This window comes from Streptomyces exfoliatus (assembly GCF_000725545.1).
Lineage (GTDB): Bacteria > Actinomycetota > Actinomycetes > Streptomycetales > Streptomycetaceae > Streptomyces > Streptomyces exfoliatus.
Window position 1 is genome coordinate 21861 of record NZ_JNZP01000018.1, and the last position, 25448, is coordinate 47308.

The 25448-nt window shown below is 71.4% G+C and carries 22 protein-coding genes; 8 read left to right on the forward strand and 14 right to left on the reverse strand.

What is annotated here, in order from left to right; translation table 11 throughout:
• Positions 1-13 precede the first annotated feature (13 nt).
• The gene (locus tag IO20_RS0121795; protein ID WP_030553766.1) at positions 14-1696 is read right to left on the reverse strand and encodes an urease subunit alpha; all 1683 of its coding nucleotides are present in this window, start codon (positions 1694-1696) and stop codon (positions 14-16) included.
• Positions 1696-2388 carry an urease subunit gamma gene (gene ureA / locus IO20_RS0121800; protein ID WP_030553764.1) on the reverse strand — a complete coding sequence of 231 codons (693 nt, stop codon included), beginning with the start codon at positions 2386-2388 and terminating at the stop codon, positions 1696-1698. Before ureA ends, IO20_RS0121795 begins: the two co-directional genes overlap by 1 nt.
• A 147-nt stretch (positions 2389-2535) precedes the next feature.
• Between ureA and IO20_RS0121805 the strand changes: the two genes are divergently transcribed.
• Positions 2536-3963, forward strand: coding sequence for a cytosine permease (locus tag IO20_RS0121805; protein WP_030553762.1), 1428 nt, complete (start codon positions 2536-2538; stop codon positions 3961-3963).
• A 15-nt stretch (positions 3964-3978) separates the two neighbouring features.
• Here the strand turns inward: IO20_RS0121805 and IO20_RS0121810 are convergent, their stop codons facing one another.
• From IO20_RS0121810 to IO20_RS42015, 3 genes are all read right to left on the reverse strand, one after another.
• Entirely contained in the window at positions 3979-5067 is a 1089-nt protein-coding gene (locus IO20_RS0121810; RefSeq protein WP_030553760.1) for a branched-chain amino acid aminotransferase, read from the reverse strand.
• Between the two features lie 256 nt (positions 5068-5323).
• The gene (locus IO20_RS0121815; protein ID WP_030553758.1) at positions 5324-6364 is read right to left on the reverse strand and encodes a 3-isopropylmalate dehydrogenase; all 1041 of its coding nucleotides are present in this window, start codon (positions 6362-6364) and stop codon (positions 5324-5326) included.
• Between the two features lie 82 nt (positions 6365-6446).
• The gene (locus IO20_RS42015; RefSeq protein WP_281181669.1) at positions 6447-6578 is read right to left on the reverse strand and encodes a hypothetical protein; all 132 of its coding nucleotides are present in this window, start codon (positions 6576-6578) and stop codon (positions 6447-6449) included.
• Between the two features lie 274 nt (positions 6579-6852).
• Between IO20_RS42015 and IO20_RS0121825 the strand changes: the two genes are divergently transcribed.
• Positions 6853-7194: a PadR family transcriptional regulator gene (locus tag IO20_RS0121825; protein ID WP_030553756.1), complete on the forward strand. Its 342-nt coding sequence runs from the start codon at positions 6853-6855 to the stop codon at positions 7192-7194.
• Entirely contained in the window at positions 7191-7949 is a 759-nt protein-coding gene (locus tag IO20_RS36785) for a hypothetical protein (protein WP_030553754.1), read from the forward strand. Before IO20_RS0121825 ends, IO20_RS36785 begins: the two co-directional genes overlap by 4 nt.
• A gap of 22 nt (positions 7950-7971) precedes the next feature.
• On the opposite strand, the gene IO20_RS0121835 is transcribed toward IO20_RS36785, so the two are convergent.
• A complete protein-coding gene (locus IO20_RS0121835; RefSeq protein ID WP_030553752.1) occupies positions 7972-8508 on the reverse strand; it encodes a GNAT family N-acetyltransferase in 537 nt (178 codons plus the stop codon).
• Positions 8509-8617: 109 nt separating this feature from the next.
• Here IO20_RS0121835 and IO20_RS0121840 point away from each other — a divergent pair, with 109 nt between their 5' ends.
• Entirely contained in the window at positions 8618-9502 is an 885-nt protein-coding gene (locus IO20_RS0121840; protein WP_030553751.1) for an alpha/beta fold hydrolase, read from the forward strand.
• A 66-nt stretch (positions 9503-9568) separates the two neighbouring features.
• On the opposite strand, the gene pruA is transcribed toward IO20_RS0121840, so the two are convergent.
• Together pruA and IO20_RS0121850 are read right to left on the reverse strand one after the other, a co-directional pair.
• Positions 9569-11200, reverse strand: a complete 1632-nt coding sequence (pruA, locus tag IO20_RS0121845) for an L-glutamate gamma-semialdehyde dehydrogenase (protein WP_030553750.1) — start codon at positions 11198-11200, stop codon at positions 9569-9571.
• Between the two features lie 31 nt (positions 11201-11231).
• Positions 11232-12158, reverse strand: coding sequence for a proline dehydrogenase family protein (locus IO20_RS0121850; RefSeq protein ID WP_030553749.1), 927 nt, complete (start codon positions 12156-12158; stop codon positions 11232-11234).
• A 184-nt stretch (positions 12159-12342) separates the two neighbouring features.
• Here IO20_RS0121850 and IO20_RS0121855 point away from each other — a divergent pair, with 184 nt between their 5' ends.
• From IO20_RS0121855 to IO20_RS0121865, 3 genes are read left to right on the forward strand one after another with little or no spacing between them, the layout of a single operon-like run.
• Positions 12343-13473: a PucR family transcriptional regulator gene (locus tag IO20_RS0121855; RefSeq protein ID WP_030553748.1), complete on the forward strand. Its 1131-nt coding sequence runs from the start codon at positions 12343-12345 to the stop codon at positions 13471-13473.
• A gap of 34 nt (positions 13474-13507) precedes the next feature.
• Positions 13508-14656 (forward strand): DUF1266 domain-containing protein, encoded by a 1149-nt coding sequence (locus IO20_RS0121860; RefSeq protein ID WP_030553747.1) that lies wholly within the window; start codon positions 13508-13510, stop codon positions 14654-14656.
• Positions 14653-15825, forward strand: coding sequence for a DUF1266 domain-containing protein (locus IO20_RS0121865; protein WP_030553745.1), 1173 nt, complete (start codon positions 14653-14655; stop codon positions 15823-15825). The genes IO20_RS0121860 and IO20_RS0121865 overlap by 4 nt, the downstream gene beginning before the upstream one ends.
• Positions 15826-15835: 10 nt before the next feature.
• Here IO20_RS0121865 and IO20_RS0121870 read toward each other — a convergent pair whose 3' ends face one another.
• The 6 genes from IO20_RS0121870 to IO20_RS0121895 form a co-directional block, all read right to left on the reverse strand.
• Positions 15836-16411: a TetR/AcrR family transcriptional regulator gene (locus IO20_RS0121870; protein ID WP_030553743.1), complete on the reverse strand. Its 576-nt coding sequence runs from the start codon at positions 16409-16411 to the stop codon at positions 15836-15838.
• Positions 16412-16483: 72 nt separating this feature from the next.
• Positions 16484-18073, reverse strand: a complete 1590-nt coding sequence (gene serA, locus IO20_RS0121875) for a phosphoglycerate dehydrogenase (RefSeq protein ID WP_030553741.1) — start codon at positions 18071-18073, stop codon at positions 16484-16486.
• Positions 18074-18311: 238 nt separating this feature from the next.
• Complete coding sequence (gene ilvC / locus IO20_RS0121880) at positions 18312-19313, reverse strand: ketol-acid reductoisomerase (RefSeq protein WP_030216185.1); 1002 nt, start codon at positions 19311-19313, stop codon at positions 18312-18314.
• Positions 19314-19432: 119 nt separating this feature from the next.
• Positions 19433-19960 (reverse strand): acetolactate synthase small subunit, encoded by a 528-nt coding sequence (gene ilvN / locus IO20_RS0121885; RefSeq protein WP_030216183.1) that lies wholly within the window; start codon positions 19958-19960, stop codon positions 19433-19435.
• Between the two features lie 41 nt (positions 19961-20001).
• A complete protein-coding gene (locus tag IO20_RS0121890; protein WP_030553738.1) occupies positions 20002-21852 on the reverse strand; it encodes an acetolactate synthase large subunit in 1851 nt (616 codons plus the stop codon).
• Positions 21853-22081: 229 nt separating this feature from the next.
• The gene (locus IO20_RS0121895) at positions 22082-24922 is read right to left on the reverse strand and encodes a putative bifunctional diguanylate cyclase/phosphodiesterase (protein ID WP_030553736.1); all 2841 of its coding nucleotides are present in this window, start codon (positions 24920-24922) and stop codon (positions 22082-22084) included.
• A gap of 78 nt (positions 24923-25000) precedes the next feature.
• Between IO20_RS0121895 and IO20_RS0121900 the strand changes: the two genes are divergently transcribed.
• Positions 25001-25417, forward strand: coding sequence for a hypothetical protein (locus IO20_RS0121900; protein WP_157850796.1), 417 nt, complete (start codon positions 25001-25003; stop codon positions 25415-25417).
• The last annotated feature ends 31 nt before the right edge of the window (positions 25418-25448 follow it).

Genomic DNA, 25448 nt, shown 5'->3' on the forward strand with positions numbered 1-25448 from the left:
GTCCTTAGCGGGGTCAGAGGAAGTAGAGGCGGTTGAGGGAGACGGACTCGACCGCCTCGGAGCGGATCGGGGAGCCGTCGAGCGAGACGAGTCCCGTGCGGTCGTCGACCTGGACGTCTCCGACCCGGGAGTTGAGCAGCAGGTCGGCGGGGCCGATCCCGCGCGTGCCGCGCACCGGGACGCGGCGGCGCCGGGTCGGCATCCTGTCGGCGCCGAGGTCGACGGCGGCCTGGGCGACGAACGCGACGGAGATGTCGGCGGCGGTGGCGCCGTGCCCGCCGAACAACGGCCCGAGGACGAGCGGTTCGCAGGTGTCGGTGGCGGCGTTCGGATCGCCCACGACTCCCCACGCGGGGAAGCCGGACTTGAGCACCAGCTGCGGCTTGGCGCCGAAGAACTCGGGCCGCCACAGCACGATGTCGGCCAGCTTCCCGGCCTCGATCGAGCCGATCTCGTGGGCGAGGCCGTGGGCGATCGCCGGGTTGATGGTGAGCTTGGCCAGGTAGCGGAGCACGCGCGCGTTGTCGTCGTGTGCGCCGTCACCCTCCATGGGGCCCAGCTCGGCCTTCATCTTCCCGGCCATGGCGAAGGTCCGGCGTACGGTCTCGCCGGCCCTTCCCATCCCCTGCGCGTCGGAGGAGGTGATCCCGATCGCGCCGAGGTCGTGCAGGACGTCCTCCGCGCCCATCGTCCCGGCCCGGATCCGGTCGCGCGCCATGGCGGCGTCGCCCGGCAGGTCGGTCTTCAGGTCGTGGACGGAGACGATCATCCCGTAGTGCTCGGCGACCGCGTCGCGACCGAAGGGCAGGGTGGGGTTGGTGGAGGAGCCGATGACGTTCGGCACGCCCGCCATCTTCAGGACGTTGGGGACGTGTCCGCCGCCGCAGCCCTCGATGTGGAAGGCGTGGATCGTGCGCCCGTCGAGGACGCGGAGGGTGTCCTCCACGGACAGGCACTCGTTGAGGCCGTCGCTGTGCAGGGCGACCTGCACGTCGTGCTCCTCGGCCACCCGCAGGGCGGTGTCCAGGGCGCGGGTGTGGGCGCCCATGTCCTCGTGGACCTTGAAGCCGGACGCGCCGCCCTCGGCGAGCGCCTCGACCAGCGGCGCCGGGTCCGAGGAGGAGCCGCGGGCGAGGAAGCCGATGTTGACCGGCCAGGCGTCGAAGGCGTTGAACGCGTGCCGCAGGGCCCAGGGCGAGTTGACGCCGACGCCCCAGACCGGGCCGAACTCCTGCCCGATGACGGTGGTGACACCGCTCGCGAGCGAGGCCTCCATGATCCGGGGGGAGAGCAGGTGGACATGGGTGTCGACGGCTCCGGCGGTGGCGATGAGGCCCTCGCCGGAGACGATGGAGGTGCCGGTGCCGACGACGACGTCGACGCCGTCGAGGGTGTCGGGGTTGCCGGCCCGCCCGATGGCGTGGATCCGGCCCTCGCGGATGCCGATCGACACCTTCCGGATGCCGAGGACGGCGTCGAGCACCAGGACGTTGCTGATGACGACGTCGCAGGTCTCGCGGACGGCGGCGGCCTTGAGGTGGAGCCCGTCGCGGGCGGTCTTGCCGAAGCCGGCGAGGAACTCGTCGCCGGGCTGCTGGGAGTCCGACTCGACCCGGACGACGAGCCCGGAGTCGCCCAGGACGACACGGTCGCCGGCGCGCGGGCCGTGCACGGATGCGTACTCGTACGGGTCCATCAGACGTCGTCTCCGCTCTCGGTACCCAGGTAGCCGCACGCCCGCGCCCTGCGCAGGGCCTCTTCCTTCGCGCCGGGCGCGTCCAGCGGGCCGTCGACCAGGCCCGCGAAGCCGATGGCGACGCGGGCGCCGCCGATCGGTACGAGCGGCACGTCGGCCTCGCCGCCCGGGTCGAAGCGGAAGGAGGCGCCGGCCGGGATGGCGAGCCGCATGCCGTAGGCGGCGGCCCGGTCGAAGTCGAGGCGCGGATTGGCCTCGAAGAAGTGGAAGTGGGAGGTGACGCTGACCGGGACGGTGGCCGTGTTCCGTACCGGGAGGGTGAGCGCCGGCTCGGTCTCCGGGTGTCCGGGGCCGGGCAGCAGCGCGCCGGGCGCCGCCGGACCGAGGCCGCCGCCGATGGGGTCGGAGACGACCGCGAGCCGTGAGCCGTCGTCGAAGACGGCTTCGACGTGGACCTCGGTGACCACGTCGGCGACGCCGGGGAGGACGTCGTCGGGGCCGAGCACCGAGCGGGCGGCCTCGATCGCCTCGGCGAGTCGCTTGCCGTCGCGGGCCGCCTCGCAGACGGTGTCCGCGATGAGCGCGGTCGCCTCGGGGACATTGAGCCGCAGGCCCCTGGCCCGGCGGGCACGGGCGAGCTCGGCGGCGCCGAAGAGCAGCAGCCGGTCGCGTTCCGTGGGGGTCAGTCGCACGTCCGAAACACCTCCTGTTTGAGCACCACTCTAAATGTTGAGGCGCAGGGATCCAAGCATTGACTCGCCAGCGGACTCAGGTCACATTGAGTGTCACTCTAAATCCGTCACCCCCCACCCCCACCGCTCCCGTCCCCAGGAGTCCCCATGCCGATAGAACAGCGCGGAGTCGACACCGTCCCCGAGGCGGAACGCACCAGCGGCCCCCGCGATCTCGTCTCGATCCTGCTCGGCTCCAACCTCTGCCTGGGGGTGATCGTCTTCGGCTGGCTCCCCGTCTCCTTCGGCCTCGGCCTCTGGGCCTCGGTCACCTCCGTGGTCGCCGGCACCCTCCTCGGCGTGGCCGTCACCGCCCCGCTCGCCCTGGTCTCGCTCCGCACCGCGACCAACCTCTCCACCTCCTCCGGCGCCTTCTTCGGCGTCCGGGGCCGGCTCGTCGGCTCCGTGGTCGGACTGCTGCTCTCGCTCGGCTACACCGCGCTGACCCTCTGGATCGGCGGCGACGTGATGGTGGGGACGCTCGCCCGGCTCACCGGCCTGCCGACCGGCGACGCCACCCACGCCGTCGTGTACGCGCTGCTCGCCGCCTGCACGGTGGTCGGCGCGGTGTACGGCTACCGGCTGCTCCTCAAGCTGAGCAAGGCCCTCGCCTTCGGCATGACCGCGCTCCTCGCCCTCGGAGTCGTCGCCTACGCCGGTGACTTCACGACGGCGGCGGTGCCCGACACCCCGTACCTGCTCGGCTCGTTCTGGCCGACCTGGCTGCTCTCCGCCGTCGCGGCCGGCCTCAGCGGACCGGTCGCCTTCATCACCCTGCTCGGCGACTACACCCGGTACGTCTCCCCCGAGCGGCACAGCTCCCGCACGGTCCTGCGGGCCACCTGTCTCGGCCTGGTCGTCGGCCTCCTGATCCCCCAGCTCTTCGGTACGTTCACGGCGCTCGCCGCACGCGGATCGCTCGACTACGCGGGGCCGCTCGTCGCCGCCTCCCCCGTTTGGTACCTGGTCCCGCTGCTCATCGCGGCCACCGCGGGCTCCGTCGGCAACGCCGGTCTGATGCTGTACTCGATGGGTCTCGACCTGGACGCCATCCTGCCGAAGGCCACCCGGGCCCGCGCCACCCTGGTGGTCGCGGCGGTCGCCACCGGCTTCGTCTTCCTCGGCCACTTCGCCTCGGACGCGCAGACCGCGATGACCTCGTTCGTCCTGCTGCTCACCGCGATCGGCACCCCGTGGGCGGTGATCACCCTGATCGGGCACGTGCGCTGCGGGGGCGCGTACGACCCGGAGGCGCTCCAGGTCTACAACCGCCGTGCGCGCGGCGGGATCTACTGGTTCTCGGCGGGCTGGCACCCGCGCGCCACCGCCTCCTGGGCGATCGGCGCGGCGGCCGGCCTGGCCTCGGTGTCGACGCCCCTCTACGAGGGACCGCTGCTCGCCCTGACGGGCGGGATCGACTGCAGCTTCGTGGTGTCGGGGATCGTGGGCGGCGCGCTGTACACGGTACTGACGCCGAACAGGGCTCCCGCGACCGTCGATGCGACGGCCCCGGAAGCCCTGGCGGCCACGGAGTAGCGACTAGGGCGTGGCCTAACCCAGCTCGTGCATCCAGCCGTGGACGTCCTCGGACTTGCCCGTCTGGATGGCGAGCAGCGCCTCGCGCAGCTTCATCGTGACCTCGCCGGGCTCGCCGCCCGACTGCTGCCACTCGCCCCGCTCGGACTTGACCGTGCCGACCGGGGTGATCACGGCGGCGGTGCCACAGGCGAAGACCTCGGTCAGGGTGCCGTTCGCGCTGTCGGCCTGCCACTGGTCGATGGAGACGCGGCCCTCCTCCGGCTCCAGGCCGAGGTCCGCGGCGAGCCTGAGCAGCGAGTCACGGGTGATGCCGGCGAGCAGCGAACCGGTGAGGGTGGGGGTGACCAGCTTGTTCCCGTACACGAAGTACAGGTTCATGCCGCCGAGCTCCTCGACCCACTTGTGCTCCACGGCGTCGAGGTAGGCGACCTGGTCGCAGCCCTTCGCCGCCGCCTCGGCCTGCGCGAGCAGGGAGGCCGCGTAGTTGCCGCCGGTCTTGGCGTCGCCCATGCCGCCGGGGACGGCGCGGACGCGGTTCTCCGAGAGCCAGATGGAGACGGGCTTCACGCCACCCGGGAAGTACGGGCCGGCCGGGGAGGCGATGACCACGAAGAGGTACTCGTTGGCCGGGCGGACACCGAGGCCCACCTCGGTCGCGATCATGAACGGGCGCAGGTAGAGCGAGGCCTCGCCGCCGTGCGCCGGGACCCACGCCTTGTCCTGCTGGACGAGGGCGTCACAGGCCGCGACGAAGGTCTCGACGGGCAGCTCCGGCATGGCCAGGCGGTGGGCGGAGGCCTGGAAGCGGCGGGCGTTGGCGTCCGGGCGGAAGCTGGCGACCGAGCCGTCGGGGCGGCGGTAGGCCTTGAGGCCCTCGAAGATCTCCTGCGCGTAGTGCAGGACGTTCGTGGCCGGATCCAGGTGCAGCGGGCCGTACGGCACGAGCTGACCGTCGTGCCAGCCACGGCCCTCGGTCCACCGGATGGTGACCATGTGGTCGGTGAAGTGGCGGCCGAATCCGGGGTTGACCAGGATCGCCTCGCGCTCCGCGTCGGACAGCGGGCTGGAGGAGGGCTTGAGCTCGATCGTGGGCGTCGTCATGAGTGCGTGTCCTTCACCGGTTGTGTGTGTAGGACCGCGTCCCGCCTCGCTCATCGACCGAAGTCCATGATCGTGTGGACGTCCGAGCATGCCCGTATGCCACGGCCCCACGTCCGATTATCGCTCGCGGGGACCGGTGTACGAAACGGGTGAACGCGGTCCAGGGTTCGATGGTGGCACCCTGCGGCCGCACAGGTACAGCCGCCGGGCGCAGGTTGCGACCCGGCGGCTGCTGTCAGAAGTCAGTCGGCGCGGGTCAGCTCGCTACTCGCGCGGCGAGCGCGTCGCCGATCTCGTCCGTCGTGCGGACGGTGTCGCCACGCTCGGTGAGGTCGGCCGCGACGGCCTTCTCGACCCGGGCGGCCTCGGTCTCGTAGCCGAGGTGGCGCAGCAGGAGGGCGACGGAGAGGACGGTGGCCGTGGGGTCGGCCTTGCCCTGGCCCGCGATGTCCGGCGCGGAGCCGTGGACCGGCTCGAACATCGACGGGAACTCGCCGCTCGGGTTGATGTTGCCGGAGGCGGCGACGCCGATGCCGCCGGAGACGGCCGCGGCGAGGTCGGTGATGATGTCGCCGAAGAGGTTGTCGGTGACGATCACGTCGAAGCGGGCCGGGTCGGTGACGAGGAAGATCGTCGCGGCGTCGACGTGCAGGTAGTCGGTGGTGACCTCGGGGAACTCCTGGGCGACCCTGTTGAAGATGTTCGTCCAGAGGTGGCCGGCGAAGGTCAGCACGTTGTTCTTGTGGACCAGCGTCAGCTTCTTGCGCGGGCGGGCCTGGGCGCGGGCGAAGGCGTCCCTGACGACCCGCTCGACGCCGAAGGCGGTGTTGACCGAGACCTCGGTGGCGACCTCGTGCGGGGTGCCCTTGCGGATGGTGCCGCCGTTGCCGGTGTACGGGCCCTCGGTGCCCTCGCGGACCACGACGAAGTCGATCTCGGGCTGGCCGGCGAGCGGGGTGGCGACGCCGGGGAGCAGCTTCGAGGGACGCAGGTTCACGTGGTGGTCGAAGGCGAAGCGGAGCTTCAGGAGGAAGCCGCGCTCCAGGACGCCGGAGGGCACCGACGGGTCGCCGATGGCGCCCAGCAGGATGGCGTCGTGCTTCTTGAGGGAGTCGAGGTCGGCGTCGGTGAGGGTCTCACCGGTGGCGTGGTAGCGCTTGGCGCCGAAGTCGTACTCCTCGGTCTCCAGCTTCACGTCCTGGGGAAGGACGGCCGAGAGGATCTTGAGGCCCTGGGCCACGACCTCCTGGCCGATGCCGTCGCCGGGAATGACTGCGAGATTGATGCTGTGAGACATGTCGGCACCCTACTCTTCGTCCCATCGTCTGACACGTTCCGTCCATCATGTGGACGAACCGCCATGTCGGACGGGGTGCGCCTCAGTGCCCGGTGGAGCCGCCGTTGTCACGGCGGTCGAGGGCTCGCTGGAGGGCTGCGGCGGCGTTCTGGCGGGCCTCGTCGCTGGGCCGGTGGGCGGAGTGGCGGACGCGGGGGGCGGTCTGAGCGGCCATGGGGGATCGACTCCTCGAGATCAGTGGTGATCGAAGGCGCCGGAAGGGGCGGGGAGCGCGGCCGCAGGGGTTGCCTGCTCGGGGCGTCGCGCTCTCGTCCGCCCTGCGCTCGATGGAGCGGGACGTTCGGCTCCTACAAAGCTAGGACAGGAACGCGCGTCTGTCTCCACAATTACTCGGACTTCCTACTATCTGAGACGGCCCGGAAGGGGGACGCCGTTACGATATTCCTACCTAGTTTGCGTTCCTACCTAGCTGGTGATGCAATACGTCCATGGCCGCAGACCGCAGATCCAGCTGGCTCAAGGGAGTCCTCGACCTGCTCGTCCTCTCCCGCCTGACCGACGGAGAGAGCTACGGGTACGAGATCGCCAAGGCACTCGCAGAGGCGGGACTCGGCGAGATCAAGGGCGGGACGCTGTACCCCGTACTGAACCGCCTGGAGGAAGCCGGTCTGGTGGAGGCCGAGTTCCGGGCCGCCGAGCGCGGCCCCGGACGCCGCTACTACCGGCTCACCACACAGGGGCGCACCCACCTCGCCACCGAGAGCCGCGACTGGCTGCGCTTCCACCGCGCCGTCGAGACCACGCTCCACCCAGGGGGAAACACACCATGACCGAGGACTCCGACCGCTACTTCAGCGCGCTCACCGACACGCTGCACGCCTCGGGTGTGCCGCACGAGCAGATCGCCGCCACCGTGGAGGACCTGCGCGCCCACCTCGCCGAGTCCGGGACGGGCCCCGAGGAGGAGTTCGGCCCCGTCGCCGCCTTCGCCGCACAGCTCGGCGGGCTCGTGCCGCCGCCGGGCGAGCCGGACGAGGCGGCGGAGAGCTGGACCTGGACGGCCGACCTCTTCAACGACCGGCGGATGCTGGCCGTCCACGGCGACCAGGGCTGGGAGGTGGAGTCGCTCGACGCGATCGGGCGGTTCGTCTGCCGCCGGGCCCCCGGGGCGGCGCTGCGCTGGGAGTACCGCCGCGAGGTCCTCAAGGGCGGGCGCCGCGAGCGGGTCCTCGGCGAGCTGGAACCCGAGGGCTGGGAGCTGTGCGGCGAGTGGATGATGTACGGCTACTTCAAGCGCCCGAAGGCCGCGACCGCCGGCCCCGAAGGGGGCCTGGAGGCGCTGCCCGCCCGCCCGCGCGGGTGGCTGTTCCTCGGCGCCCGGGGCAAGGTGGCGCTGGTGATCTGGGTGCTGGCCCTGCTCGGCATGGTGGGGGTGTCCCTGACGGGCCTCGGGCTTCCCGGGTACACCATCGCGCTGCTCGGCGTCGGCTGGGCGATCGGCGCGACGTACACGGCGAAGCTGGAGACGGACAAGGGTCACGTCCACCGGGACCGCGAGGCCGCACGACGACGCGGCGAGAGCTGACGCTCCCCGGCATCACGCCCTCTCACATCACGTCGCCGTCGCGCCAGTCGAAGACCAGCGGGGCGGCGGGGTCCGGCAGTTCGCGGCCGGCCGCAGGACGCAGGAGAACGAAGCCCTCCTCCTCCGAGAGGTGGACGAGCCCCTCGGGTCCGAGCGCTTCGAGGCGCCCCTCCCAGACGTGCCAGCCGCGCGCCCGGTAGAGCGCGGCCCCGTCGTCCGTGGCGCCGAGGGCCCCGAACACGTACGCCCCGTCGATGACCCGCTCCAGCTCGGCCATGACCGCCCCGCCGAGCCCCCGCCGCCTGAGACCGGCCCGTACGGCGACCCCTTCGACGTATCCGACGCGGTGCGAGCGGCCGCGGTGGAGCGCCCGCCGCATCACGACGGCGCCATGGGCGGCGATGCCGTGCTCGTCCTCGACCCAGGCGTGGACGCCTCCGAGGGTGTGGTCCCAGTCGTCGTCGCCGAAGTCGCCCTCGAAGGCGGCGTCGAGGAGTTCGCGTACGGCGCGGAGCCGGGCGGCCCCGAGTTCATGGGTGGGCGCGGTTCTCACGGTCATGCGCCCACCCTTCCACACCCACTTAACCCCTAAAGAGTCATTGACAGGTTACAGACGAGCCTGGTTAGGTCGACTCATAACCAGTGAGCAGCGCTTAAGGGGTTAGAACATGTCCGTACTGCCGACCCGCCACCGCACCGTCACCGTCCGCGGCCACCGGATCGCCTACCGCGAGGCCGGCCCGGCCGACGCCCCCGTGCTCCTGCTCCTGCACGGCTTCCCCACCAGCTCGCACATGTTCCGCGACCTGATCCCGCCGCTCGCCGGCCGGGGCTACCGGCTGATCGCCCCCGACCACCTGGGCTTCGGCCGCAGCGCCGCCCCCTCCGCCGACGAGTTCGACTACACCTTCGCCGCACTCGCCTCCCTCACCGCCGAGTTCACCGAGGCGCTCGGCCTCGACCGGTACGCGCTCTACATCCAGGACTACGGCGCCCCCATCGGCCTCCGCCTCGCACTCGCCCACCCCGAGCGCGTCACCGCGATCGTCACCCAGAACGGCAACGCCTACACCGAGGGCCTCGGCGCCGAGGCCTGGGCCCCGGTCCTCGCCCTGATCGAGAACCGCACCCCCGAGACCGAGGAGCCGGTCCGCGCCATCCGCTCCCTCGACGGCATCAGGTGGCAGTACGAGACGGGCGTCCCCGCCGAGTACCGCGAGCTCCTCAGCCCCGACGCCTGGCACCACGACGCCGCCCTGATGGCCCGCGAGGGCCAGGACGGGATCCAGCTCGGCCTGATCGCCGACTACGGCTCCAACTTCGCGCTCTACCCCGCCTTCCAGGAGTACTTCCGCACCAGCCGGGTCCCCCTCCTCGCCGTCTGGGGCGAGGGCGACCAGGTCTTCGTCCCGGCGGGCGCCGAGGCTTTCCGCCGCGACCTCCCGGACGCCGAGATCCACCTCCTCCCGACCGGCCACTTCGCCCTGGAGACCCACGCCCCGCGGATCGCGGAGCTGATCGGCGACTTCCTGAAGCGCCGCGCCGGGGAATGAGAACCGCCCCCGTCCTCAGTTGGGGGACCGAGGAGGGGGGCGGTGATCAGGGGTGCTACGGGCGTGTCAGCCCATGTGCGGGTAGCCGTACTCGGTCGGCGGGACCAGCGTCTCCTTGATGGCGCGGGTCAGCGTCCAGCGCATCAGGTTCTGCGGGGCGCCGGCCTTGTCGTTCGTGCCCGAGGCGCGGCCGCCGCCGAAGGGCTGCTGGCCGACGACGGCGCCGGTCGACTTGTCGTTGATGTAGAAGTTGCCCGCGGCGAAGCGGAGCTTCTCCATCGTGTACGCGGCGGCGGCGCGGTCGCCGGAGATGACCGAGCCGGTGAGGGCGTAGTCCGAGACCGACTCCATCTGGGTCAGCATCTCGTCGTACTTCTCGTCGTCGTACACGTGGACGGCGAGGATGGGGCCGAAGTACTCGGCCTTGAAGACCTCGTTCTCGGGGTCGGTGCAGGCGATGACGGTCGGGCGGACGAAGTAGCCCACCGAGTCGTCGTACGTGCCGCCCGCGATGATCGTGCAGGCCGGGTCGGCCGCGGCACGGTCGATCGCCGCCTTGTTCTTGGCGAACGAGCGCTCGTCGATGACGGCGCCGATGAAGTTCGACAGGTCGGTGACGTCACCCATGGTGATGCCGTCGACCTCGGCCGCGAACTCCTCCTTGAAGCCGTCGTTCCAGATGGACGCCGGGACGTAGGCGCGCGAGGACGCCGAGCACTTCTGGCCCTGGAACTCGAAGGAGCCGCGGGTCAGCGCGGTCTTCAGGATCGCGCGGTCGGCGCTCGGGTGGGCGACGACGAAGTCCTTGCCACCGGTCTCGCCCACGATCCGCGGGTACGAGCGGTACTTCTCGATGTTGGTGCCGACCGTCTTCCACAGGTGCTGGAAGGTCTTGGTGGAACCGGTGAAGTGGATGCCGGCCAGGTCGCGGTGGTTCAGGGCCACCTCGGAGACGGCGATGCCGTCGCCGGTCACCAGGTTGATGACGCCCTTCGGCAGGCCTGCCTCCTCCAGGAGCTCCATGAGGAGCACGGCGGAGTGGGTCTGCGTCGGGGACGGCTTCCAGACCACCACGTTGCCCATGAGGGCGGGGGCGGTGGGCAGGTTGCCCGCGATGGCCGTGAAGTTGAACGGCGTGATCGCGTAGACGAAGCCTTCGAGCGGACGGTGGTCGAGACGGTTCCACACGCCCGGGGAGTTGGCCGGGGGCTGCTCGGCCAGGATCTGGCGGGCGTACGCCACGTTGAAGCGCCAGAAGTCGACGAGCTCGCAGGGGGTGTCGATCTCGGCCTGCTGGGCGGTCTTCGACTGGCCGAGCATGGTGGACGCGGCCAGCGTCTCGCGCCACGGTCCCGCCAGCAGCTCGGCGGCGCGCAGGATGATCGCGGCGCGGTCGTCGAAGGCCATCGCGCGCCAGGCCGGGGCCGCGGCGAGGGCCGCGTCGATCGCGTCCTGGGCGTCCTGGGTGGTGGCGCCGCGGAAGGTGCCGATGACGGCCTTGTGGTTGTGCGGCTGGACGACCTTGAACTCCTCGCCGCCGCCGAGACGCTTCACGCCGCCGATGGTCATCGGCAGCTCGCGCGGGTTCTCGGCCAGCTCCTTGAGCTTGACCTCGAGGCGGGCACGCTCCGGGGAACCGGGGGCGTAGCTGTGCACCGGCTCGTTGACCGGAGCGGGGACCTGGGTGACAGCGTCCATGGTTCGCGTTACTCCTTGTGAGAGGTGGGGCTCAGCCCTTGGTGAGGATGGAGCGGACGAAGAAGAGGAGGTTGGCCGGCTTCTCCGCGAGACGGCGCATGAAGTAGCCGTACCAGTCGGTGCCGTACGCGGTGTAGACGCGCATGCGGTGACCCTCGGCGGCGAGGCGGTGCTGCTCCTCGGAGCGGATGCCGTACAGCATCTGGAACTCGTACTCGTCCAGCTTGCGCCCGGCACGGCGGGCAAGCTCCTGGCCGACGGCGATCAGGCGCGGGTCGTGGGAGCCGATCATCGGGTAGCCCTCGCCGTCCATCAGGATCTTCATGATCCGGACGTACGCCTTGTCGATCTCGGGCTTGTCCTGGATGGCGACGGACGCGGGCTCCTTGTAGGCGCCCTTCACGATCCGGACGCGGGAGCCGTTGGCGGCGAGGCGGCGGGCGTCGTCCTCGGTGCGGAAGAGGTACGCCTGGATGACGCAGCCGGTCTGCGGGAAGTCCTTCCGCAGCTCCTCGTGGATGGCGAACATCGAGTCGAGGGTGGTGTGGTCCTCGGCGTCCAGGGTGACGGTGGTGCCGATCTCGGCGGCGGCCGCCACGACGGGCCGGACGTTCGCGAGGGCCAGCTCGTGGCCGTTCTCGAGGGACTGGCCGAACATCGACAGCTTCACGGACATCTCGGCGCGCTCGCCGAGGCCCAGCTCCTTGAGGCGGCCGACGAGCTCCAGGTAGGCGTCCCGGGCGGCGTACGACTGCTCGACGGTGGTGATGTCCTCACCGACGACGTCGAGGGTGACCTCCAGGCCGCGGTCGCTCAGCTCCTGGACGATCGGGACGACGTCGTCGACCGACTCACCGGCGATGAAGCGGGCGACGACCTGCTTGGTCCCGGGGGCGGCCGACACGAAACGGCGCATCTTGTCGCTGCGCGACGCGGCGAGGATCACGGGACCCAGCACGGGGGACCTCCAGAAGGACAGGTGACGAAGGATGCCGTACCCGCTCTTTCGTAAGAAACCGGGAACAGCACGAAGAACCACCGTGAAACCTATGGATCGCTCCGATCGTCCGCCATCTACAGCTGTCACGCATCCGTGGACAGCGGCTCATACATTTGTCTGAGAGGGGTGCGAGAATGGCGCCGTGAAAGGCGATTACCAAGAACTGGTGGACGAGATCTCGGCGCTGCTCGGCGCCCCGGCGACGCTGGAGAACCGCGATTTCGGACTGATCGCCTTCGGCGCCCACGACAGCGACGACGACACCGCGATGGACCCGGTCAGGACGCGGTCGATCCTGACCCGGAAGTCGACCCCGGCGGTCCGCGCCTGGTTCGAGGGCTTCGGCATCACCCGGGCGACCGGCCCGGTCCGCATCCCGGCCGCCCCCGACGCCGGGGTGTTCCGGGACCGCCTCTGCCTGCCCGTACGCCACCGGGGCGTCGTCCTCGGTTACGTCTGGCTGCTCGACGCGGAGCCCGGCCCCACGCCCGCCCAGCTCGACGCCGCGATGGAGGTCGCCACCCGGATCGGCGACCTCCTCGCCGGGGAGGAGCGCGCGGACGCCGACCTCTCGCGCGAGTTCGCCGCGGTCCTGACCGCCGGGCGCGGCTGGCAGAGCGACATGGCCGTCGCGGCGCTCCGGGCGGCCCTCGGCCCCAGCGCGGACGGTCTGCACACCGTCGTCTGCGTGACTCCCTGGCGGGGCGAGGCGCCCTCGATCCGGGCGGTCCCCGGCGCGGCGGCGGTCACCGCCCTCCCCGAGGGAGCGTCCGGCCCCGAGGGCGAGTCCCTCGCCGTCCTCGTACGCCTGCGCACGGCCGAGGACCTCTCCCCCGCCCACACGGCCGCCCACCGGCTGCGCGCCGCCGCCCCGGCCGGCATCGCGACCCCACGCCGGGGCCTCACGGAGCTCCCCGCGGCCTGGCGCGAGGCCAACACGGCGGCCCGCGCCGCCACGGCACAGCCGAAGCTCGGTCCCGTCGCGGAGTGGGCCGGCATCGGCCCGTACCGTCTGCTCGCGGCGCTCTACCACCCCGAGATCGACCCCGTCGTCGCACCGCTGCTCACCCCGGCCCACACCGAACTCGCCCGCACCGCGGAGGCGTTCCTCGACAACGCGGGCCAGGCCGGCCGCACGGCGGCGGCCCTCGGCATCCACCGCCAGACCCTGTACTACCGGCTGTCCCGGGTCGAACAGCTCACGGGCCTCGACCTGGACGACGGCGAGGACCGCCTGCTCCTCCACATGTCCCTGAAGTCCGCCCGGCTCTGAGAGACCGCCCGGGCCCCTTCATTAGGATCGCCCCATGACCACGGGGACTTGGGCCGCACCGACGTACACCGAGCGACTGCTGTACGAGGCCGGGGCACGCGGGGACCGGGCGGCCGTCCTCGACGCCCTCGGGCGCACCCGCCTGTACGTGCTCGTCCCCCGGCTGCACGCCGACGTCCCCGGATTCACCACGCCGCTCCCCTCCCAGCGCGACAAGGCCGCCCGGCGCACCGTCGTACCGGTCCTCACCGAGGGCATGCTGCCGCCGTGGCACGCGGACTGGGTGTTCCGGCAGACCACCCTCGACGCGCTCGCCGCGGCCTGGCCGCACGACAGGTGGTGGCTCGCGGTCAACCCGGGGACCCCGTTCGAGGTCTCCCTGCCCGCCCGACCGGCCGACCGGCGGGCCTGGCAGGAGGCGGCCGGACGGGGCGGCGGCCCCGCGCGGCTGCGGCTGCTCACCCACGCGGGCGAGCACCTGCACGGCCCTGTCGCACACGCCCTCGCGCTCGGCGCGCACCTCGCCGTCCTCAACGGCCTGGTGTGGAACGGACTCGGCGCCCAGTACGAGGACTACCCCACCGACATCGCCCGGCTGCGCCGGCCCTGGGGCGTGTACCACCGGGCGGACTTCCGCGACAAACTGCGGACCCTCATCGACACCCGGCTCGTCGGCCGGATCCCCGAGTCCGTCCTGGGGATGCGGCGCCGTCTCACCGCACGCCTCGGCCACCCGCCGACCGCCGTGCAGTGGGACTCGATGGTCACCGTGAACTTCGAGCGGGACGACCCCTACGGCGAGGACCGGGCCGAGGCCGCGGAGTTCCTGCGCCGGATCACGCACTACGAGGAGCGGTTCCGCGCCGACGGCCTCCTCCCGCCGGACGGCCGGGTCGACACCCTCGCCGCCTTCGACCACGGCCGCGCCGTGAACGTCGTACGCCTCGCGCTCGGCGCCCGGTACTGCGACCCGCGGGAGGCCGAGCAGTCCGTCCTCGCGGTCCTCGGCGCCGCCCGGCAGGCGTACGGCTCCTGGGAGGCGTTCTCGCTCGGCTACCTGCTCGCCCGCCTGATCCACTTCGACGAGGGCGACGCCGAGCCGATGTACCAGGAGTCCGTGGCCATCCACCGCATCCTCACCCAGGACCCTTCGAGCCCCTACCGGAACATCCCGTGGTCATGAGCCCCCGCCACCGCCCCGACGCCCACACCGCCCCGTGGATCCCGCCCTCCGAGACCGAGCAGCTGCTGCACGAGGCGGGGCTGCGCGGCGACGAGGCCGAACAGATCCGGATCCTCGCCGGGGCCGAGCTGTTCATCGGCGCCCCCCGGGCCGAGGTGGACGCCGAACCCGACGCGGTCTACTGGCGTCCCCAGCAGGTGGCGAAGGGGCTCGTCGTCCGGCAGGTCCTCACCCGCGGGATGTTGCCGCCGTGGCATCCGGACTGGGTGTTCCACCAGATCACTCTCCGATGGGCCGCCGAGTGCAGGTGGAGCGATCCCCGGGTGCTCCTCGCCGTGAACGGCGGCACCCCCGGGCAGTTCCTGCTGCCCGCCACGCCCGAGCACCGCGCCTGGTGGCTGCGCGCGTACAGCGAGAACGAGCGAGGTACGAACGACCGCTTCGCCGCCCTGCGCCACGGGCCACTCCTCGGCCCGCTCGCCTTCGGCCTCGCCTGCGGCGCCCATCTGGCGTTCCGCAACGGCGTGCCGTGGAACGACGTCGGCTCGGTCTTCACCGGGTACACCGACGAGCTCGAATCGCTCCGCGACGCCTGGGGCGTCACCGACCGGGCGGGCTGGCGCAAGCAGCTGGACGCGCTGCTCGACGGGCGCAACAGCCCGCCGGAGCCGGACTTCGCCCTCAAGGTCCGCGAGGAGCTGCGCAGGGCGCGGGGCGAGATGCCCTCGGCCGACGAGTGGCGCGAGACGGCCGCCGGGCACGCCCAGGACCTGGGCGCGAGCCCCTCGTCCGTGCGGCACATCGAGGAGCTGGTGCGCCGCATCCTGCGCTACGAGTCCCGGTTCCGCGCCGACGGGCTGCTGCCCCCGCAGGGACGGGTGCGCAAGACGATCGCGTACGACTACGGACGGGCGGTGAACCTGGCCCGCTGGGGCCTCTCGGCCCGCTTCTGCGCACCCCCCGAGGCCGAACAGGCGATCGTCCACGCGGGCGCGCTCGCCCGGTCGGCCTACGAGTCCTGGCAGGACTACGCGGCGGGGTACGCGCTGGGGCGGGTGCTGCGCTTCGACGGCGAGGAGTACGGCCACTTCCACGAGCAGTGCGTGGCCGCCCACCGCGTCCTGACGGAGCACGAGGGCAGCCCCTGGCGGCACATCCCCTGGCGCTGAGCCGCGCGCGCTACTCCCCCATCAGGACCTTGAGCCCTTCCGTGAGGTCGTCGGCGCTCGGTGCCGTGTCGGGGTCGACCATCCACTGGATCATCACGCCGGTCGCCAGGGCCTGGCAGAGCAGTCCGGCCACCCGGGCCCTCTCGGGGTCCGCCTCCGGGTCGATGCCGAGCATGCCCTCGGCGATGCCCAGCCGGCCCTCCCGCTGCGGTTCCTTGATGGCCTCGCGCAGTTTCTCGTCGTCGTCGAGCCGGGTGACGACCTCGGTCTGGAGCTTCCAGACCGGGCGGCTGGCCTCGGCGGCACCGATGAGCTGCGCCCACATGGCGCGGAAGCGCTCGTACGGATCGGCCGGGGGGCGTACGGCACCCTCGCCGGCGTCCGGGACCGTGACCCGCTCGCCCCACTCCTCCGTGAGGGCGAGGAAGGCCTGCTGGAGCAGGGCGTCCTTGGAGCCGTAGTGGTAGCCGATGGAGGCGAGGTTGGTGCCCGAAGCGGCGACGATGTCGCGGGCGGTGGTGCGCCCGTACCCCTTCTCCAGGAGGCAGCGCTTGGCGCCTTCCAGGAGGTCTTCCTTGTGTCCCATGACAGCACTGTACCCGGCCACTAGACGCTTGTGTAAGACGAGCGTCTAGCGACCGGGCACGAGGGGCGTGCGTCAGACCAGGTTGACCGAGCGGGCCGAGGTGGCGCCGATCTCCGAGGCGATCTCCGCGAGCACCGGAGCCGGGAGCGTGTCGTCGACGGTGAGCACGACGAGCGCCTCGCCGCCCTCCTCCGCGCGGGAGACCTGCATGCCGGCGATGTTCAGACCGGCCTCGCCGAGGATCCGGCCGACGGTGCCGACGACACCCGGGCGGTCCTCGTAGCGCAGCACGACCATGTGGTCGGCGAGCGCCAGGTCCACGTCGTAGTCGCCGACCGCGACGATCTTCTGGAGGTGCTTCGGACCGGCCAGCGTGCCGGAGACCGCGACCTCCTCGCCGCTGGAGAGCGTGCCGCGCACGGTGACGACGTTCCGGTGGTCGGGCGACTCGGAGCTCGTCGTCAGCCGGACCTCGACACCGCGCTCCTGCGCGAACAGCGGGGCGTTGACGTACGACACGGTCTCGTCGACCACGTCCTCGAACACGCCCTTGAGCGCGGAGAGTTCGAGCACCTTGACGTCGTGCTGGGTGATCTCGCCGTACACCTCGACGTCGAGACGGGCCGCGACCTCGCCCGCGAGCGCGGTGAAGATCCGGCCGAGCTTCTCGGCGAGCGGCAGGCCCGGCTTGACGTCCTCGGCGATGACACCGCCCTGGACGTTGACCGCGTCCGGGACCAGCTCACCGGCGAGCGCGAGGCGCACCGAGCGGGCGACGGCGATGCCGGCCTTCTCCTGGGCCTCGTCCGTGGACGCGCCGAGGTGCGGGGTGCAGACGACCTGGTCGAGCTCGAAGAGCGGGGAGTCCGTGCAGGGCTCCTTCGCGTACACGTCGAGGCCGGCGCCGGCGACCCGGCCCTCCTTGAGCGCCGAGTACAGCGCCTCCTCGTCGACGATCCCGCCACGAGCGGCGTTGACGATCCGGACGGAGGGCTTGACCTTGTGCAGCGCCTCGTCACCGATGAGGCCGAGGGTCTCCGGGGTCTTCGGCAGGTGGACGGTGATGAAGTCGGCGACTTCGAGCAGCTCGTCCAGGGCGAGGAGCTTCACGCCCATCTGGGCGGCGCGGGCCGGCTGCACGTAGGGGTCGTACGCGACGATCTTCATGCCGAAGGCCGACATGCGCTGGGCGACCAGGACACCGATGCGGCCGAGGCCGACGACGCCGAGGGTCTTCTCGCTCAGCTCGACGCCCGTGTACTTGTTGCGCTTCCACTCGCCGTTCTTCAGCGCGGTGTTGGCCTGCGGGATGTTGCGCGCGGTGGCGACGAGCAGACCGCACGCGAGCTCGGCGGCGGTGACGATGTTCGACGTCGGCGCGTTGACGACCATGACGCCGGCCTTGGTGGCGGCGGAGACGTCGACGTTGTCCAGACCGACACCGGCACGGGCGACGACCCGCAGCTTGTTCGCGGCGGCGAGGGCCTCGGCGTCGACCTTGGTCGCGGAACGGACCAGGATCGCGTCCACGTCCGCGATGGCGGGGATCAGCTCGGCGCGGTCCGCGCCGTTGCAGTGCCGGATCTCGAAGTCCGGGCCCAGCGCGTCGACGGTGGCGGGCGACAGCTCTTCAGCGATGAGTACGACAGGTTTCGAGCTCACGTGAGTCCTCACAGATCCAGTGCGGACGGCCGTCCCGACGGCCGCAGGCGGTGGAGGGGGCTTGCCGCGTGAAAGCGCACGACGCTGTGGGCCTGAACGCGAATGTTGTTGAGAAGTGTAGTGGTGCGTCGGCGCACTTCATGCGCCTCGTTGGAAGGATCACCCGTCCGTGGTTGGACGGGGTGTCCAACGATGCGGCAAGGGGCCGGACACAGTGTCCGGCCCCCGCCCCGAAGGCTTACGCCTCCTCGTCGTTCACCCAGCTCATGAGCTTGCGCAGCTCCTTGCCGGTGGTCTCCAGGAGGTGGTTCTCGTCCTGGGTCTTGTACTCGTTGTACTTCTTCAGACCGCCGTGGTACTCGGCCATCCACTCCTTGGCGAAGGTGCCGTCCTGGATCTCCGCGAGGACCTTCTTCATCTCGGCCTTGGTGGCGTCCGTGATGATCCGCGGGCCGGTGACGTAGTCGCCCCACTCGGCGGTCTCGGAGACCGACCAGCGCATCTTCTCCAGGCCGCCCTCGTACATGAGGTCGACGATGAGCTTCAGCTCGTGCAGGCACTCGAAGTAGGCGATCTCCGGCTGGTAGCCGGCCTCGGTCAGCGTCTCGAAGCCCGCCTTGACCAGCGCCGCGGTACCACCGCAGAGGACGGCCTGCTCACCGAACAGGTCGGTCTCGGTCTCCTCCTTGAACGTCGTCTTGATGACGCCCGCGCGGGTGCCGCCGATGCCCTTGGCGTACGAGAGCGCCAGCGCGAAGGCGTTGCCGGTCGCGTCCTGCTCGACGGCCGCGATGCACGGAACGCCGCGGCCCTCCTCGTACTGACGGCGGACCAGGTGACCCGGGCCCTTCGGGGCGACCAGGGCGACGTCGATGCCCTCGGGGACCTCGATGAAGCCGTAACGGACGTTCAGGCCGTGGCCGAAGAAGAGGGCGTCGCCCGCCTTCAGGTTGTCCTTGATGGACTCCTCGTAGACCTTGGCCTGGATCGGGTCCGGCGTCAGGATCATGATGAGGTCGGCCTCGGCCGCGGCCTCGGCCACGGAGACGACGCGCAGGCCCTGCTCCTCGGCCTTGGCCTTGGACTTCGAGCCCTCCTGGAGACCGACGCGGACGTCGACACCGGAGTCACGGAGCGACAGCGCGTGGGCGTGGCCCTGGCTGCCGTATCCGATCACCGCGACCTTGCGGCCCTGGATGATGGACAGGTCGGCGTCGTCGTCGTAGAACAGCTCGGCCACTGGGAATCTCCTTGAGGTGCTGGTGTTGCGTCCCACCGTACGGCGGGGAGCGGGAGGAAGGTTTTCGGGTCTCGTCAGTCGGACCGCCGGATGGACCGGCGGTTGACCTTCGATGACTGTCAGGCGCTGCGGTCGAGGGCCCGCAGGGACCGGTCCGTGATGGACCGGGAGCCACGCCCTATGGCGATCGTGCCGGACTGCACGAGCTCCTTGACGCCGAACTGCTCCAGCATCTTGAGCATCGCGTCCAGCTTGTCACTCGAACCGGTGGCCTCGATGGTGACCGCCTCGGGCGAGACGTCCACGGTCTTGGCGCGGAACAGCTGCACGATCTCGACGATCTGGGAGCGGGTCTCGTTGTCGGCGCGGACCTTCACCAGGACGAGCTCGCGCTGGATCGCGGCGCTGGGCTCGAGTTCGACGATCTTCAGGACGTTGACCAGCTTGTTGAGCTGCTTGGTCACCTGCTCGAGGGGCAGGTCCTCGACATTGACCACGATGGTGATGCGGGAGATGTCGGGGTGCTCGGTGATGCCGACGGCGAGGGAGTCGATGTTGAAGCCGCGGCGCGAGAACAGGGCGGCGATCCGGGCCAGGATGCCGGGCGTGTTCTCGACGAGAACGGAGAGCGTGTGCTTGGTGGACATGGTCTGGGTCTCTTCCTTTTCGCTCTGCTTCGTTCCGCGCTTCAGTCGTCTTCGCCGTCGCCGAAGTCGGGGCGCACGCCCCGCGCGGCCATGACCTCGTCGTTGGAGGTGCCGGCGGCGACCATCGGCCACACCTGGGCGTCCTCGTGGACGATGAAGTCGATGACGACCGGACGGTCGTTGATGGCGTTGGCCTCGGCGATGACCTTGTCCAGGTCGGCCGGGTCCTCACAGCGCAGGGCGACACAGCCCATGGCCTCGGACAGCTTGACGAAGTCGGGGACGCGCGTGCCCTTGTTCGCCTGGACGTCGTCCGGGCCGGAGTGCAGGACGGTGTTCGAGTAGCGCTGGTTGTAGAAGAGGGTCTGCCACTGGCGGACCATCCCGAGGGCGCCGTTGTTGATGATGGCGACCTTGATCGGGATGTTGTTCAGGGCGCAGGTCGTGAGCTCCTGATTGGTCATCTGGAAGCAGCCGTCGCCGTCGACCGCCCAGACCGTGCGGTCCGGCATGCCGGCCTTGGCGCCCATCGCGGCGGGGACCGCGTACCCCATCGTCCCGGCGCCGCCGGAGTTCAGCCAGGTGGCCGGCTGCTCGTAGTCGATGAAGTGGGCGGCCCACATCTGGTGCTGGCCGACGCCCGCGGCGAAGATCGTGCCCTCGGGGGCGAGCTGCCCGATGCGCTGGATGACCTGCTGCGGCGAGAGGCTGCCGTCCTCCGGCAGGTCGTAGCCGAGCGGGTAGGTCTCGCGCCAGCGGTTCAGGTCGCTCCACCAGGCGGTGTAGTCGCCCTTGTTGCCCTCGCTGTGCTCGGCCTGGACCGCCTGCACCAGGTCGGCGATGACCTCGCGGGCGTCACCGACGATCGGGACGTCGGCGGCGCGGTTCTTGCCGATCTCGGCCGGGTCGATGTCCGCGTGGACGATCTTGGCGTACGGGGCGAAGCTGTCGAGCTTGCCGGTGACGCGGTCGTCGAAGCGGGCGCCGAGCGCGACGATCAGGTCGGCCTTCTGCAGCGCGGTGACGGCGGTGACCGCACCGTGCATGCCGGGCATGCCCACGTGCAGCGGGTGGCTGTCGGGGAAGGAGCCGAGGGCCATCAGGGTGGTGGTGACCGGGGCGCCGGTCAGCTCGGCGAGGATCTTCAGCTCGGCGGTGGCGCCGGCCTTGATGACGCCGCCGCCGACGTAGAGGACCGGGCGCTTGGCGGCGCTGATCAGCTTGGCGGCCTCGCGGATCTGCTTGGCGTGCGGCTTGGTCACCGGGCGGTAGCCGGGCAGGTCGGTCTGCGGCGGCCAGCTGAAGGTGGTCTTCGCCTGGAGGGCGTCCTTGGCGATGTCGACCAGGACCGGGCCCGGGCGGCCGGTGGAGGCGATGTGGAAGGCCTCGGCGATCGTCCGCGGGATGTCCTCGGCCTTGGTGACCAGGAAGTTGTGCTTGGTGATCGGCATGGTGATGCCGCAGATGTCCGCCTCCTGGAAGGCGTCCGTGCCGATCGCCTTCGAGGCGACCTGGCCGGTGATCGCGACGAGCGGGACGGAGTCCATGTGCGCGTCGGCGATCGGGGTGACGAGGTTGGTCGCACCGGGCCCCGAGGTCGCCATGCAGACGCCGACCTTGCCGGTCGCCTGGGCGTAACCCGTGGCGGCGTGGCCCGCGCCCTGCTCGTGACGGACCAGGATGTGACGCACCCGCTTGGAGTCCATCATCGGGTCGTACGCGGGAAGGATCGCGCCGCCGGGGATGCCGAAGACGGTGTCCGCGCCCACTTCCTCGAGAGAACGGATGAGGGACTGCGCACCCGTGACGTGCTCGACGGTGGCGGCGGGCTGCCCGCCGTTACGGGGCCGCGGCTGCGGATGGTGCCCGGTGGCCTGCTCGGTCATCAGCATCTCTTCTCGAAGCAGAGGGTTTTTGCGAGGTGTTTTGCGAGGGTTTGCGGCGACTTGGGGGTGAGCCGGTGCAACAAAAAACCCCTCGTGCCGTGAGGCAAGCGAGGGGAGCGCGTCGGGTGCTTTCTAAGCCGGGCCTACGGTGGGCCCTGCTTCAGCCGACGCGCTTTCCAAGTACGAGAATTCGGGTGCGCATGGCACTGACCCTCCCTCTCGGGCCTCACCACTGTCAAGTGGGTGGGACAGGCGTCTCAGTATTTGAGCGGAACGGGGGACGGTTTCCGACACGGAGCGGGACCGTGCCGGGCAGCGGGTACTCGTCCCGCACCAGGGCTCTGCGCAGCCGGTACTCGTCGAGCGGGCCCGAGAAGGCCATGCCCTGGGCATGACCGCAGCCCATCGCCCGCAGCGCGATGACCTGCTCCGGTACGTCGACTCCTTCGGCGACGGTCTGCATCCCCAGCTCCCCCGCGATACGGAGCACCCCACGGGTGATCTTGCGGAGCCGGGCCGACTCGACGACGCCCTCGACCAGGCCCCGGTCGAGCTTCAGTATGTCGACGGGAAGCCTCCGCAGGGCGTTGATCGCCACGTGTCCGCTGCCGAATCCGTCGAGGGCGATCCGCACCCCGAGGCGCCGCAGGGTGGCCAGGCGCTGCTCCAGCTCGTCGAGCGGGATCCGGGGGTCGCTGTCGCCCAGCTCGATGATCAGGGAGCCCGACGGCAGACCGTGCCGGGTCAGCAGGGACTCGACGGAGCCGAGCGGGAACGAGCGGTCCAGGAGGCGGCCGGCCGGGAGCCGGATGGACACCGGCGCATGGTGGCCGATTCCCGCCCGCTCGGCGGCCTGCTCCACAGCCGATTCGAGCAGCCATCTGCCCAGCTCCGCGGTGCGCTCGCCGTCGTCGGTGACGCGGAGGTACTCGGCGGGGGTGAAGAGGATGCCCTGGGCCGAGCGCCAGCGCGCCTGGGCGCTGACGGCGGAGATCCGTCCGGTGGCGAGGTCGACGACCGGCTGGTGGAGGAGAGCGAACTCGCCGTCGTGGAGTGCGGTGCGCAGCCGGGCGGCCAGCTCCGTCCTGCGCACCACCTCGGCCTGCATCTGGGGCGCGTAGAGCTCGACGCGGTCCTTGCCGGCCGCCTTGGCCCGGTACATGGCGAGGTCGGCGTTGCGCAGGAGGTCGCCGGCCTCTATCCCCGCCTCGGCGAAGGCGACGCCGATGGAGGCGGCGACCCGCACCTCGTTGCCCCCGTCGACGCGGTACGGACGGGAGAGCGTGAGCCGGAGCCGGTCGGCGATCTCCTGGACCTGGATCCGGCGGGAGGCCTGGTCACGACTCCCGTCGCCGAGGATGAGGGCGGCGAACTCGTCGCCGCCGAGCCTGGCGGCCGTGTCCCCGGCCCGTACGGAGTCGTGGAGGCGGCGCGCGGCCTGGACGAGGAGGTCGTCCCCTGCCTGGTGGCCGAGCCGGTCGTTGACGCCCTTGAAGCCGTCGAGGTCGATGAAGAGCACGGCGGTGCCGGGGTCGGTGGCGCGCCGGCCGCCGAGCGCCTGCCGGACCCGCCGGGTGAAGAGCGCCCGGTTGGGCAGGTCGGTGAGCGGGTCGTGCTCGGCGTTGTGCTGCAACTGGGCCTGGAGCCGGACGCGTTCGGTGACGTCCCGGCTGTTGAAGATCAGGCCGCCCTGGTGCCGGTTGACGGTGGACTCGACGTTGAGCCAGTCGCCGCGGCCCGAGCGGAAGCGGCACTCGATCCGGGTGGTGGGCTCCTCCGCGGGCGAGGCGGCCAGGAAGCGCCGCACCTCGTGGACGACGGCGCCGAGGTCCTCGGGATGGATCAGGCCGGCCAGCTCGGAGCCGATCAGCTCCTCGGCGTCACGTCCGTACACCCCGGCGGCGGCCGGACTGACGTAGCGGAGGATCCCGGACGGTGCGGCGATCATGATGACGTCGCTGGATCCCTGCACGAGTGACCTGAAGTGGTTCTCCTTCTGAGCCAGTTCATGGGTGAGGGCGATGTTGTCGAGGAGCATGATGCCCTGCCGGACGACGAGGGCGAGGACCACCGTGCAGCCGGTGAGGACGACGACGCGGTCGACCCTGCGCCCCTCGACGACGTTGTAGAGGATCCCGAGCGTGCAGACCGCGGCGGCGAGGTACGGGGTGAGGGCGGCGAGCGAGCCGGCGACCGGCCGGCTGTGGAGCCGCGGTGCGCTCTCGGCGGCCGAGCTGTCCGGCAGCCGGCGCACCCCCCAGGGCGCGTAGGCGAGCAGCAGGGAGCCGGCGAACCAGCCCGCGTCGAGCAGCTGGCCGGAGGCGTAGTTCTCGCGGAGCAGCGGCGAGGTGAACAGGGCGTCGCACAGGACGGTCAGGGCGAGGGCGGCGATGGCGGTGTTGGTCGCCGACCGGTTCGCCTGCGAGCGGCGGAAGTGCAGGACCAGGACCATGCTCACGAGGACGATGTCGAGCAGCGGGTACGCGAGCGACAGCGCCGCCTGGGCGACGGATTCGTCCTGGAAGTGCGCGGTGTGGGCGAGGGCGAGGCTCCAGGAGAGCGTCAGGAGGGAGCCCCCGATGAGCCAGGCGTCGAGACCGAGGCAGACCCAGCCGGCCCGGGTGACGGGCTTCTTGGCCAGGACGAGGAGGCCGACGATGGCGGGCGGCGCGAAGAGTAAGAAGAAGAGGTCGGCGACGGAGGAGTCCGGCACCTCCATGCGCAGCACGACCTCGTACCAGCCCCAGATGGCGTTGCCCACGGCGGCCATGAACGAGGAGAAGGCGAAGAGCAGCCAGGCGGGGCGGGCGCTGCCGCGGTGGGTGCGGCCGTAGAGGAAGCAGGAGACCGCGGCGGCGAGGGCGGCGGCGCTGAGCCCGAAGTCCCCCATGAAGAGCGCGAGTCCGGGCGAGCCCCAGCCGAGCGAGGCGCCGGTCGTGTATCCGGCGCAGACGAGTCCGAGGGCGATCTGGGCGAGGATCCCGCCGGTGCCGGGGCGCCCGGGGTCCGGATGGCCGGAGTCGCCGCCTCCGCCGCCGACGGGGCGGCGTTCGAGGACCACTCCCGGCGCGCTCACCGGACCCTCCGGCGCCGCACCACCGCACCCGGCCACGTCGTGCGGGCGCGCCTTCGGCTCGTCGGCACGCCCGGGGGCGTGCCCGTCGCAGTCGTGGGGCCCTGCGGGGTCCCGCAGAGCGGGGGCGACGGGCTCCGGTACTGCGGCGCCACGGGCCTCACGCGCGCCGGGGGCGACGGGCTCCGGTACTGCGGCGCCACAGGCCTCACACGCGCCGGGGGGCGCGGGGGCAGGGGTGCCGGAAGCGACAGGGAGGCGGGGTGCCCCGCCGTCACCGTCGCCGTCGCTGTCGCTGTCGGCCGGTGGTTCGGCAACGCGGCCCTCGGCGCCGTCCCCGTACGGGAGCGGCGATGCGGCACCCGGTCCGGGTTCGTCCGGTGGCCCGACGCGCGGCCCGGCGGCCGGTTCGGTGGCCGGCGGCTCGGCGGCGCGGGGCGCGCGGTGGGGCGCGGCCTGGTCCGGCACGGCGTGCGTGAGACCCGCGGCGAGGCGTGAAAGGCTTGCCGGCGGCGTCGCCACCTCGGAT

Excerpts from the sequence above, each read along its gene's own strand:
- IO20_RS0121795 (WP_030553766.1), bottom strand. The coding sequence starts at position 1,696 with ATGGACCCGTACGAGTACGCATCCGTGCACGGCCCGCGCGCCGGCGAC.
- IO20_RS0121805 (WP_030553762.1), top strand. The coding sequence starts at position 2,536 with ATGCCGATAGAACAGCGCGGAGTCGACACCGTCCCCGAGGCGGAACGC.
- IO20_RS0121810 (WP_030553760.1), bottom strand. The coding sequence starts at position 5,067 with ATGACGACGCCCACGATCGAGCTCAAGCCCTCCTCCAGCCCGCTGTCC.
- IO20_RS0121815 (WP_030553758.1), bottom strand. The coding sequence starts at position 6,364 with ATGTCTCACAGCATCAATCTCGCAGTCATTCCCGGCGACGGCATCGGC.
- IO20_RS42015 (WP_281181669.1), bottom strand. The coding sequence starts at position 6,578 with ATGGCCGCTCAGACCGCCCCCCGCGTCCGCCACTCCGCCCACCGGCCC.
- IO20_RS0121825 (WP_030553756.1), top strand. The coding sequence starts at position 6,853 with ATGGCCGCAGACCGCAGATCCAGCTGGCTCAAGGGAGTCCTCGACCTG.
- IO20_RS36785 (WP_030553754.1), top strand. The coding sequence starts at position 7,191 with ATGACCGAGGACTCCGACCGCTACTTCAGCGCGCTCACCGACACGCTG.
- IO20_RS0121835 (WP_030553752.1), bottom strand. The coding sequence starts at position 8,508 with ATGACCGTGAGAACCGCGCCCACCCATGAACTCGGGGCCGCCCGGCTC.
- IO20_RS0121840 (WP_030553751.1), top strand. The coding sequence starts at position 8,618 with ATGTCCGTACTGCCGACCCGCCACCGCACCGTCACCGTCCGCGGCCAC.
- pruA (WP_030553750.1), bottom strand. The coding sequence starts at position 11,200 with ATGGACGCTGTCACCCAGGTCCCCGCTCCGGTCAACGAGCCGGTGCAC.
- IO20_RS0121860 (WP_030553747.1), top strand. The coding sequence starts at position 13,508 with ATGACCACGGGGACTTGGGCCGCACCGACGTACACCGAGCGACTGCTG.
- IO20_RS0121865 (WP_030553745.1), top strand. The coding sequence starts at position 14,653 with ATGAGCCCCCGCCACCGCCCCGACGCCCACACCGCCCCGTGGATCCCG.
- IO20_RS0121870 (WP_030553743.1), bottom strand. The coding sequence starts at position 16,411 with ATGGGACACAAGGAAGACCTCCTGGAAGGCGCCAAGCGCTGCCTCCTG.
- ilvN (WP_030216183.1), bottom strand. The coding sequence starts at position 19,960 with ATGTCCACCAAGCACACGCTCTCCGTTCTCGTCGAGAACACGCCCGGC.
- IO20_RS0121890 (WP_030553738.1), bottom strand. The coding sequence starts at position 21,852 with ATGCTGATGACCGAGCAGGCCACCGGGCACCATCCGCAGCCGCGGCCC.